This is a genomic window from Ensifer sp. VA4 (assembly GCF_055710065.1).
In genome coordinates, this window is sequence record NZ_JBVQPO010000034.1 from 1 (window position 1) to 9,066 (window position 9,066).

Below are 9,066 nucleotides of genomic sequence, written 5' to 3' on the forward strand. Positions count from 1 at the left end.
TTCATGGGGACCTCGATCCAACCCATAGCGCTGAGATCGACCAGACGTTTGATGCGCTGCCGCTGGATCAGGAACACTTGGAAATGGTTGGTTTGAGCGTTCTCCATAGCTGCGATGCACTCGCGGCAAGCGTGCGAGTTCTGCGTCCACTCTACCTTTTTAGCGGATCGACATCCGACTGACTCCGCCATTTGCCGTCGGTTTGATACCCCGTCAGAGACATCCCTGTCGATAAAGTCAGCACCAACCCACTACCGCATGTTTCCTTGTGGTGGATGGCGCCTCACCGCTGGGTGTCGAAACTGACGCCGTGGCGGAAGGACCCGCTGCGAAAGATCGGCTACAAGCTATAGTGGCTGGATGATGCCGATCAACGACCCCATTGCGACTTTATACGCATGCGGCGTCTCCGCCCCATTGATTTTGCGGTTGCAACGGTGATGTCGATCGCTCGCGGAAGGTCCTGTGAGCTCGTCGGGGAGTCCCGGACGAGCTCATTGTGAGGCGCTGGTCCGTTGCGCATAGGCCCAGGGCATGAGGGCGTCGATGTCTTTGGCGAGGTGGCTGTTGGCGAGCCTGATGAAGAGATCGCGCAGGTAGGCGTAGGGTTCAACGCCGTTCATCTTGCATGTGCCGATCAGACTGGCAAACCGGGCCCAATTGCGGCCGCCCTCATCATGACCGGCAAAGAGCGCATTGCGGCGGTTCATGGCCGGGCTTCTGATCGCGTTTTCGACCAGATTGGTGTCAATGTCGGCGCGGCCGTCGTCCAGGAACAGACCAAAGCCATCCTGGCGTTTGAGCATGTAGGCCATGGCTTCGCCGAGGTCGGACTTGCGCGAGACGCGCGCGGCCTGAGCTGCCAACCAGGTAAAGAACTCGTCCACCAGCGGACGGGACAGGTTCTGGCGGACAGCCCGGCGATGATCGGGATAACAACCGCGGATGCTGTCCTCGATCTTGTAGAGGGCGGCGATGCGCAACAGCGCCTCGTCGACGATGGGCGACCCCTTCTTAGGCTTGGCCTTGATCAGTTTTCTGCGGCCATGCGACCAGCCCAATGGATCGCCGCCCGTGCGTTTTGGCGTGGCCAGGTGCGAGTAGCCGCCATAGGCATCCACCTGGATCGTACCGTTGAAGCCGAGGAATTCTGCGGCATGTTCGCCGTTACGCCCCGACCGATAATGGAACACCACGCCCGGCGGCGCAGGCCCGTTCCAGCCGCAGTCGTCGCGCAGAATAGCCCAGAGATAGCCAGTCTTTGTCTTGTCGCGCCCGGGATCCAGCACCGGGGCCGTGGTCTCGTCGACATCCAGTCGTGAGCTACCCTGTTTCAGGATCATGGCCATGTAAGCGGCCGCGACCGGATCCGGGATCGGCAATGCATCGGTAGCCGTCTTCGGCTCCGTCATAATCGCAAGTGGCACAAAGGCGGGTTCGATAGGCCCGTCCGCAACGGCCGGCACGGCCGTCATCAGTTCAGCCGGCAGCGTCAGAAGACCCTGACGCGCCTGCCGTCGCCAGTCCGAAAGCTGATGCGCAGCGAGATCATAAAGACGCGCAACATCAACGACCCGAGCTCCTGGCTGAAGGCTTTCCGCAACAATCCGCGCCTTCACAGCATCGGGCCATTGTCGGTTTCCACGACGAGGCTCCACAACTTCGCATCGCCCGACAAATCCATCACCGCCATCCGTCATGCCAAATCTCCAGCTATCGTCGAACACTTTTGGCAGAAAGGCAGAAACCACAATGGTCACAAACACGCAAAATCAATGGGATGGAGGCGGCGCATAGTCCTTTGTTTGAGATCTGTAGCGACCTCATGCTGGCACATTTCGATGCCGTTCGGGGGTCGTCCACCCCAACAATTTTCGTTTCGTTGGAATTCTTATGTTCATTTGCAAGTGGCGTAACCACGACTGTTCGCCCCGCCAACAATGGCTGGTCCTTTAGGGTGTAGCTAATGCGCAATGTAGGAGACAGGGCGTCAAGACGACGGTTTGCAAACTCTTATACGCGGGTTGAATACCGCATTTCGATGTGTACGCCTGGGGCTGCTTCTCTCTGAGCACGGGCATCGACGTCGTCGGCCACTCAATTCCATCGAAGATTCCCCGACCAGGGCCCTGCCTCCAACATTGGGCATCAGCAGATGATCGATGTTTGCCCTCCTTCTAATGCGCGCTCTATGCGGGGCGCTTGGCTAAGCTTGATGAACTGGTTGCACTTCCTGGCCAATAGCCCAGAGGAATGCCGCCATTTCTCGCGCGATCGCGGTGATCGCGACGGCCTTTGCTTGCCCGCGAGGGTCATTTTTCGATAGCGTGAGCAGAGGCGGAGCTGATCTTTCCAGGCTATTTCGCGAACGCTTCTCGACGGCCTTCCAACTGCGCTTGCTTGGATCGACTTACCCGCGCAGGGAAGCGGTAAGCCCATGCGCCTTCAACCAGCAGGCGACGGGCCCGAGAGTTCCCGGCCTTAGTGATGCCACCACGTTTGATATGTTCACCTGTCGAGCTCTCTGACGGAACGAGGCCAAGAAAGGCCATCAGCTGGCGGGGGTTTTCGAAGCGGCGGATGTCGCCAATTTCGGCAACAAAGACGACGGCGGCAATCAACGACACGCCCCGCAGCGCCTGATAGGCTTCAACAACAGGAGCCATCGTCCAGGATTTGACAGTCTCCGATATCAGATCGGTCAGAGGCTTCAACCGCACCTCGGCATCCTCGATCGCCTGGCAGTATTCCTTGAGCACGATGAAGTGCGCCGGATGCTCGAACTTCAGAGTCGATATCCACCGCATATGCGCCAGCGACCAGGATGAGCGGCCCGAATAGACGCGGCCATGTCGAAGGAGGAACGACTGAAGCTGCTGACGCGCCCGCTTTTGAGCCTCCTGTGCTGCTTCTCGGGCCCGCACGAGATCGCGCATAGCCTCGTGCCCGCGGTCAGGCACCCAAACCGCTGTCAGCTCACCCGCACGATGTAACCGCGCCAAGCTGACCGCATCGCGCCGGTTTGTCTTCACTCGATCTCCGGGACGCTTGGGAATTAGTGCCGGTGCCACCACCACACAATCATGGCCCATCTCGGTGAGCTGGCGGTAGAGTTCGTAACCTGTAGGCCCTGCCTCGTAGCAGAAGTGGAGCTTAGCTCCTCGCTTGGCCAGCTTTTGCACGACATTCGCCACCGACGCCGGATCTGAGGGTATGTCCCCAAAAAATCTTACCTCACCACCCCGCTCGCCATCTGCGACTGCTACAGAAATCTTCAGTTTCGCGACGTCCAGACCGACGAAACGTCTGCTATGCTGATCCATGGTTCATCCGCGCTAAGCTTGGGGCTCGGCTTCGGCCACTCCGAAGCAACCCCCGATCTCAGCTTACGGCGAGGGTGAGCCGCCTTCACCCCGAGAACATACGGTCTGAGCGGAATCGATGTGGCTCGTGACGGCGCTTTTCGCCGGGGAGCGAAAAGATGTCTCGTTATACTGTTGCCGGAGGCGACATCGCCGGCTTGTTCTCGTGTTTTGCGTCGCTGCGCCAGAAGGTCCAGCGGCGTAAAGAGAGGCTCTACCCGCTGGTAGTGATCCAGGAAGCTGGACTCGATGGCTTCTGGCTGGGGCGAGTGCTCAGCAAGGAAACCTGGATCGAGGGCCATATTGTCGAGGCGGCATCCATCGCCATGCTGCGCCGTCATCGCCGCGCAAAGACGGACGCATCGATGGCGAAACATTGATACGCGCCTTGATGGCCTGGAACCGCGGCGAGCCGCGTGCTTGCTCAATGATCATGTTGCTTACGCCGGATGAACGGAATCGAACGCTGGCCCGTTTCTGCCGAACCGGGGTTGCGCTCCCACGGCATGGCGCCCGACGATTATGTTGTTCTTACATCGACCAGAGAATCGATAGCGGAACGGCGTGCAGCTTCTCTCCGAACGGGGTTACACGATCATGATCGTGAAGCACCAGGCCACGGATAAAGCGATCCCCGACGGCTTCCTGTAGTTGCCTCAAACCTTTGAAGTCGTCCGATTTGACCGTCGCTGACGCCTTCACTTCAATTCCGATGATCCGGCCGCGACGGTCCTCGATCACGACGTCCACCTCATCTTGATCCTTGGTCCGGTAATGCGAGAAGGATAGGCGACGCTCCGACCAGGATGCGAGTTTCAGAAGCTCGGAAACCACAAAGCTTTCCAAAAGCGCGCCAAACCTGGTTCTGTCGCGTCGCAGCGTTTCGAGATCGTCATCGCGCAAACTTGCGAGGAGACCGGTATCGATGAAGTGGAGCTTTGGGGTCTTCACGAGCCGGCTAAGGCGGTTGTTCGACCAGGGCGCGATCGTGCGCACCAGAAAGAGGCGCTCAAGGAGCGCCACATATTTCTGGGCCGTGACGCTAGACAATCCGAGCGCCGCGCCGAAGCTGCTGTTGTTTACCAGTTGTCCGGAATGCTCGGCGAGAACATCGAGCAATCTCGGCAGGCGATCGAGCTGGTCTATGTTGGCGATATCCCGCACGTCACGATCAAGAATAAGAGAAACGTAGTCCTCAAGCCATGCCGTCCGACGGGCGGGTGCCGATCGGCGTAGAACCTCAGGATACCCCCCCTTCAGCACGACATTCATCAATTCTTCACCGAACACGGCCCCTTCCCCGATCGTCGGCTCATCGCCAGCAAACAGACCATCAAGCATCTGCCCAGGGGTCGAGTGGATTTCGGATTGTGCAAATGGAAGTAGTGAAACGACTGCCATTCGTCCGGCGAGGGAATCGGCAATGGCTGGCACCGTTGCAAGGTTAGCGGATCCAGTCAGCAGGAAACGGCCGGGCTCTTCGTAACGATCCACACTCTCTTTGATGGCGAGCATCAGATCAGGAGCACGTTGAACCTCGTCGATAACGGCACGGTCGATCCCGCGAATGAACCCGGTTGGATCGGACCTCGCGGCGCTCAGTGTACCAGCGTCGTCCAGCGTTATGTAGGGGCGACTGGCATCCGCGAACTGACGTGCAAGCGTTGTCTTCCCGGCTTGACGCGGGCCTGATATGAGCACGACGCGCGTGTCGGCGAGCGCGGTTTCCACAACTGGTCGTGCTTTTCGATAGATATAGGATTTTGCCATTGGGTCGGCCTTCATCCGACCATTCTTAATTCAACTCCCGTCTGATTCAAAGCCTGACAGCGGCCAATTTGAAGTTCTTCACGTAAGCCGCGAGGTTGGCCGACGCGGTATGAAATCACGCTCAGCATAAAACTGCTAAATGCCGCGCGGCGCCTTTACCTGCACGCGCCAACATCGACGAGTAAGTCGGCAGCGCCAATGAGATGAATTATGGATCGACCGCTGCAGTTGCTCCTGATCGGCCATTATCTTCGTGATCGCCGATCCATCACAGTATATCATACACGCCAGGTGACCTCGTCGTAGAACACACCGCGGCTATGGTCTCTCTTTCGCGACCGGTTCAGGTTTGTCGCCTTTGCCGTCCCAGCTCCTCGATGACGGCAGCGCCCCCCACGCCTCCATCGGCTATCGGATCGCTGGTACCCATTTTCAGAACACTCCTTCCCTGCGCTCGGGGTAGGGTTTGAACTCGTCCCATCATGGCTGGCGTTGCCTATTACAACGTTGGGGAATTTCGCGGGCCTGTGGCGTGATTTTCGAGGACCGCTTGAAGAAGCAATCGGGAAGGGATGGAATACGACCAACGTTGGCCGGCTCTGCGACTTCATCGCATGATGGTATAGACGTGGTCGAAACACCGGCCCGACCATCAATCCGCGACCACGACGAGGGCTCAGGTGGTGCTCGCCGCCCGCTCCAATTCCGCTAGTCGTTCCTGGCAGATGGTCTCGACGAGGCTGTGCAGATGCTCCGCCCGCTCGAGAAGCCAGCCGAGCGCTTCCCCGGAAATCTCGAAGTGCTTTGAATAGCGCGCCTTCACATAGGCTTCGTTGAGAATGTTGTACCAGGCGGTAAGCGGTGCTGGTCACGCGGCCACACTTCGATGAGACGTCGGTCCTGGTCGTCGGCTAGACCACGCAGGAATTTGAGGTTGTGCAACGGCGGGCTGTAGTTCGTAAGGAGACTCGTTTGAAGGTGATGTGCTGGTTGTCGAAACGCGCAAGGCCATGGAGTTTTACGCCGACCGACGCTGGAATCTCGACGGCGACGAGGCAAGGCTTGAGCGCGTCGGCACTGAATATATCGAGTTAGAATCCGCCGACGATATCGCCTCGGGAGATCACCGGGAATGATCATCATCCCCGGCTTGTTGTTCGTGGGCAGCGAGCGCAATCGCGAAGCGCCTTAGCGCCCTTCCGGCGCCCTCGCCACGTTCCTGCCCTCCATCGAATCCCGAACCAGTCCCCCGAGAAAACGCGCAAACGGAGCGATATTCTGCTGCACGCTCGCCTGTTCCAGCGCCGCCGTATAGGCATCTCGCCGCTGCACCGGGATCACTGTCCACGGATACCCGCTCGCCGCCAGCATGACATTCATCAGGAAGCGCCCCATGCGGCCGTTCCCGTCCATGTAAGGGTGGATATAAACGAAGATGAAATGTCCTAGCGCCACGCGGACTGCAGCATCCTCCTCCTGCTCCAGCATCTCGAAGAACACCGGCATGGCATCGCGCACCGCATGGGGCGCGAGCGGCACATGCATCGAGCTGCGGATATAGACCTGGCCGTCGCGGTATCCGGCAAGGCTCGCAGCTGGAATGAGGCCCGCGCTCACGCTTGGCGCAAACATCTGCCTGTACCATTCGCCATGGTCGCGGTCGGCGACCGCGCCGGGGTTCTCATTTACGAGGACGGCGCGAACGCTTTGCTTGACCGCCTGAAAGGCCTGCCAGTAGCCGCGCGCCGCCAGGGCGTTGCTGAGTTCGCGGTCGCCGGCATCGCCATCGGGGTTCCAGGCCCCGCCGCGCACACGCTCGATCAGATCGACGCTGACCCGGTAGCCCTCTATCGAGAGGGAGTGGTAGGCATCGGTGGTATATGTCTCATCGACGCGCGCGAGATAGCTATCGATGTCATTGGGGCGGCCTGGCGCGCGCGGAAACTCCTCGATTACCGCTCCGCGCATCAGGCCCCACATCAGCCGGATGCGGCCGGCATAGGGAGAAGTTTCCCGGCGGGGCAGCGCAAGATCGATGCGCTCATCGAAGGGGTCCTGCTCCCTGACCGTGTAACCGGCCGCCTTCATCGTCCTGAGAATATCATCGGCAATGCGCTCGCGCCCCACATTGCGAAACGCGCCCGCGAGCCGTCCGGCGATCACGCTGTGGTCCCCGCGCAGCAATATCTCCAGCACGCCGGAGGCATCGGTGACCATCGCAAGCGCGGTTCGCGCATCGATCGGATTTTGCCTGAATACCGTTGGCGAGCAAGCAACAAGGGCGGCCGGCAGCGAGAACAGGATCAGCCCGTCGCGCTCTTCGCGCGCGCCGCCTTCCGGCAGGCTCGCCCTGACATCGAAAACTGAATTGTTATGCGCGAGCGAGGTCGCCCGGTTCCTCGCCTTTGGCGAGCGCACGAGAAGCTGCGCCGGCACGGCGCGGTTGCCGGCATGAAAGGAGAGCGATTGCTCGGGCGAGAGGCTCCACTCGCTGCCAAAACGCTCGCGCAGATAAGCCGCGCAAAAATCCCAGAACGAAGCGTACCAGGCGGTCGTCTCCCCTGCCTCGTCGGGCCTGCCCGGAATGTACCAGCCTTTCATGACCTCTTGCAGAAAGCCGTTCTTGAGCAGGCGTTCGCGGTGTGTGCGGGTGAGGTCGGCGGCGCGGATTGCGACCGCGCCGCGATCCTGAAGCGCCTTGAGCACCTCCAGCGATTCCGCAAGTTTTTGCTGCGGGCTTGCCATGAGCGGGCCGTCTTCTCCTATAGAAGTTAGCTTTTCGTGCAAGACGCTCTTTAGCTTATTAAGCTATACAGTTTTTAGCCTATTCTGTCGAATGGATTTTAGCTTATTTTACAAAATATGCCGCGAACGTTCCGGGACGCCATACACAAGACTGGCAATTTGCCACGCCTATTTCGATCAGATGTTCGACGAACCGCCTCGCAAGATTGGGAACGTTAATCTGGGCTTTGGCTGTTGTTGGCAAGCTGCGCTCCATCGCGGATGCCCAAAGGGTCAAGACATTGATCCCGGAATAGGTCTCGCCGTTAAAGCGGAGCGGGCGCGACACCGGGCCTGCGGCGTGGCTTGAATTCCAGGGCTGCGTCCAGGGCTTGATGCCCTTTTCCAGCGAGGCTGCAAATTCCGAGGCAATCCGCCCCCTGATTCCAAGATGATGCCGCCCCCTTCGGACGGCGTCTGGCATGGGTGTTCTGCTGGTGTCAAGTTTCTTCCTTCGACTGTGACGCCGAAGGAACGGGATGCCTGCGGAGAGACAGGAGATGCGGCGTGTCCGCGAGATATTGAGATATCGTTTCGAACAAGGACTTGGCCTCCGCGTGGCAAGGGGCGTTTTTTGGCGCTGCTGACGGGCTGGTCGGGTGCAGGCATGAATACGGCCTTTAGTTGCGGCGCGTTCATGCCGCTGGCCCTGTTGAAGTCCGCAGATCGGATCCCAGACTGTCGGCGCAGCTTCTGCCTTGCGGCTGAAGCGGAGGACCTGCATGTGCCCCGACGACGAGAAGCCGGCGGAGAATCGCCCTGTTTGCTGATCCTTCCGAGGCGGTCCTTGCCACCCGGTGAGTTCTGCCGCGGCACCAAAGGTCACCGGAAGAAAAATGGGCTCTGCCGGAAACGAAAAAAGCCCCTGAGGTCAGGGGCTTATTCGTTGTAAGATTTTGGTTGCGGGGGCAGGATTTGAACCTGCGGCCTTCAGGTTATGAGCCTGACGAGCTACCGGGCTGCTCCACCCCGCGCCAAGTGTAAATCCCGAAGGGATTTATCACGGTAACGCAAATCCCTTTGGGATTTGCGGTCTGTGCCGAGCAAATTGCTTCAGCAATTTGTCTCGCGTAAGGGGAATTTCAGTCTAGCCAAACAAAAAGGCCGCTTGTTGGCGGCCCGTTGTTTCGGCTGGGCCGAGGCTTGTGTC

At 59.3% G+C, this 9,066-nt stretch carries 4 protein-coding genes, 1 tRNA gene and 7 pseudogenes; 3 read left to right on the forward strand and 9 right to left on the reverse strand.

What is annotated here, in order from left to right:
- Positions 1 to 182, forward strand: a pseudogene (locus AC0C6X_RS29885) (iron-containing redox enzyme family protein); the annotation flags it as partial.
- Between the two features lie 312 nt (positions 183 to 494).
- Here the strand turns inward: AC0C6X_RS29885 and tnpC are convergent.
- From tnpC to AC0C6X_RS29900, 3 pseudogenes are all read right to left on the reverse strand, one after another.
- Positions 495 to 1,352: pseudogene (gene tnpC / locus AC0C6X_RS29890) on the reverse strand (IS66 family transposase); the annotation flags it as partial.
- 129 nt (positions 1,353 to 1,481) lie between these two features.
- A pseudogene (locus tag AC0C6X_RS29895) lies at positions 1,482 to 1,700 on the reverse strand (transposase); the annotation flags it as partial.
- Between the two features lie 506 nt (positions 1,701 to 2,206).
- Positions 2,207 to 3,323, reverse strand: a pseudogene (locus tag AC0C6X_RS29900) (IS110 family RNA-guided transposase).
- Between the two features lie 109 nt (positions 3,324 to 3,432).
- Between AC0C6X_RS29900 and AC0C6X_RS29905 the strand changes: the two are divergent.
- Positions 3,433 to 3,858, forward strand: a pseudogene (locus AC0C6X_RS29905) (IS110 family transposase); the annotation flags it as partial.
- Between the two features lie 35 nt (positions 3,859 to 3,893).
- Here the strand turns inward: AC0C6X_RS29905 and AC0C6X_RS29910 are convergent.
- Together AC0C6X_RS29910 and AC0C6X_RS29915 are read right to left on the reverse strand one after the other, a co-directional pair.
- The gene (locus tag AC0C6X_RS29910) at positions 3,894 to 5,147 is read right to left on the reverse strand and encodes an ATP-binding protein (protein WP_472956648.1); all 1,254 of its coding nucleotides are present in this window, start codon (positions 5,145 to 5,147) and stop codon (positions 3,894 to 3,896) included.
- Positions 5,148 to 5,808: 661 nt separating this feature from the next.
- Positions 5,809 to 6,095: pseudogene (locus tag AC0C6X_RS29915) on the reverse strand (HEPN domain-containing protein); the annotation flags it as partial.
- 20 nt (positions 6,096 to 6,115) lie between these two features.
- On the opposite strand from AC0C6X_RS29915, the gene AC0C6X_RS29920 reads away from it, so the two are divergent.
- The gene (locus AC0C6X_RS29920; protein ID WP_173514872.1) at positions 6,116 to 6,268 is read left to right on the forward strand and encodes a hypothetical protein; all 153 of its coding nucleotides are present in this window, start codon (positions 6,116 to 6,118) and stop codon (positions 6,266 to 6,268) included.
- Positions 6,269 to 6,320: 52 nt separating this feature from the next.
- Here the strand turns inward: AC0C6X_RS29920 and AC0C6X_RS29925 are convergent, their stop codons facing one another.
- The 4 genes and pseudogenes from AC0C6X_RS29925 to AC0C6X_RS29940 all read right to left on the reverse strand — a co-directional run bounded on the left by AC0C6X_RS29925 (position 6,321) and on the right by AC0C6X_RS29940 (position 8,890).
- Positions 6,321 to 7,877 carry a Fic family protein gene (locus AC0C6X_RS29925; protein WP_472956650.1) on the reverse strand — a complete coding sequence of 519 codons (1,557 nt, stop codon included), beginning with the start codon at positions 7,875 to 7,877 and terminating at the stop codon, positions 6,321 to 6,323.
- A gap of 103 nt (positions 7,878 to 7,980) precedes the next feature.
- Positions 7,981 to 8,340 carry an ArdC family protein gene (locus AC0C6X_RS29930; protein ID WP_312032924.1) on the reverse strand — a complete coding sequence of 120 codons (360 nt, stop codon included), beginning with the start codon at positions 8,338 to 8,340 and terminating at the stop codon, positions 7,981 to 7,983.
- Between the two features lie 301 nt (positions 8,341 to 8,641).
- Positions 8,642 to 8,735: pseudogene (locus tag AC0C6X_RS29935) on the reverse strand (transposase); the annotation flags it as partial.
- Positions 8,736 to 8,813: 78 nt separating this feature from the next.
- Positions 8,814 to 8,890, reverse strand: a tRNA-Met gene (locus tag AC0C6X_RS29940).
- Between the last annotated feature and the right edge of the window lie 176 nt (positions 8,891 to 9,066).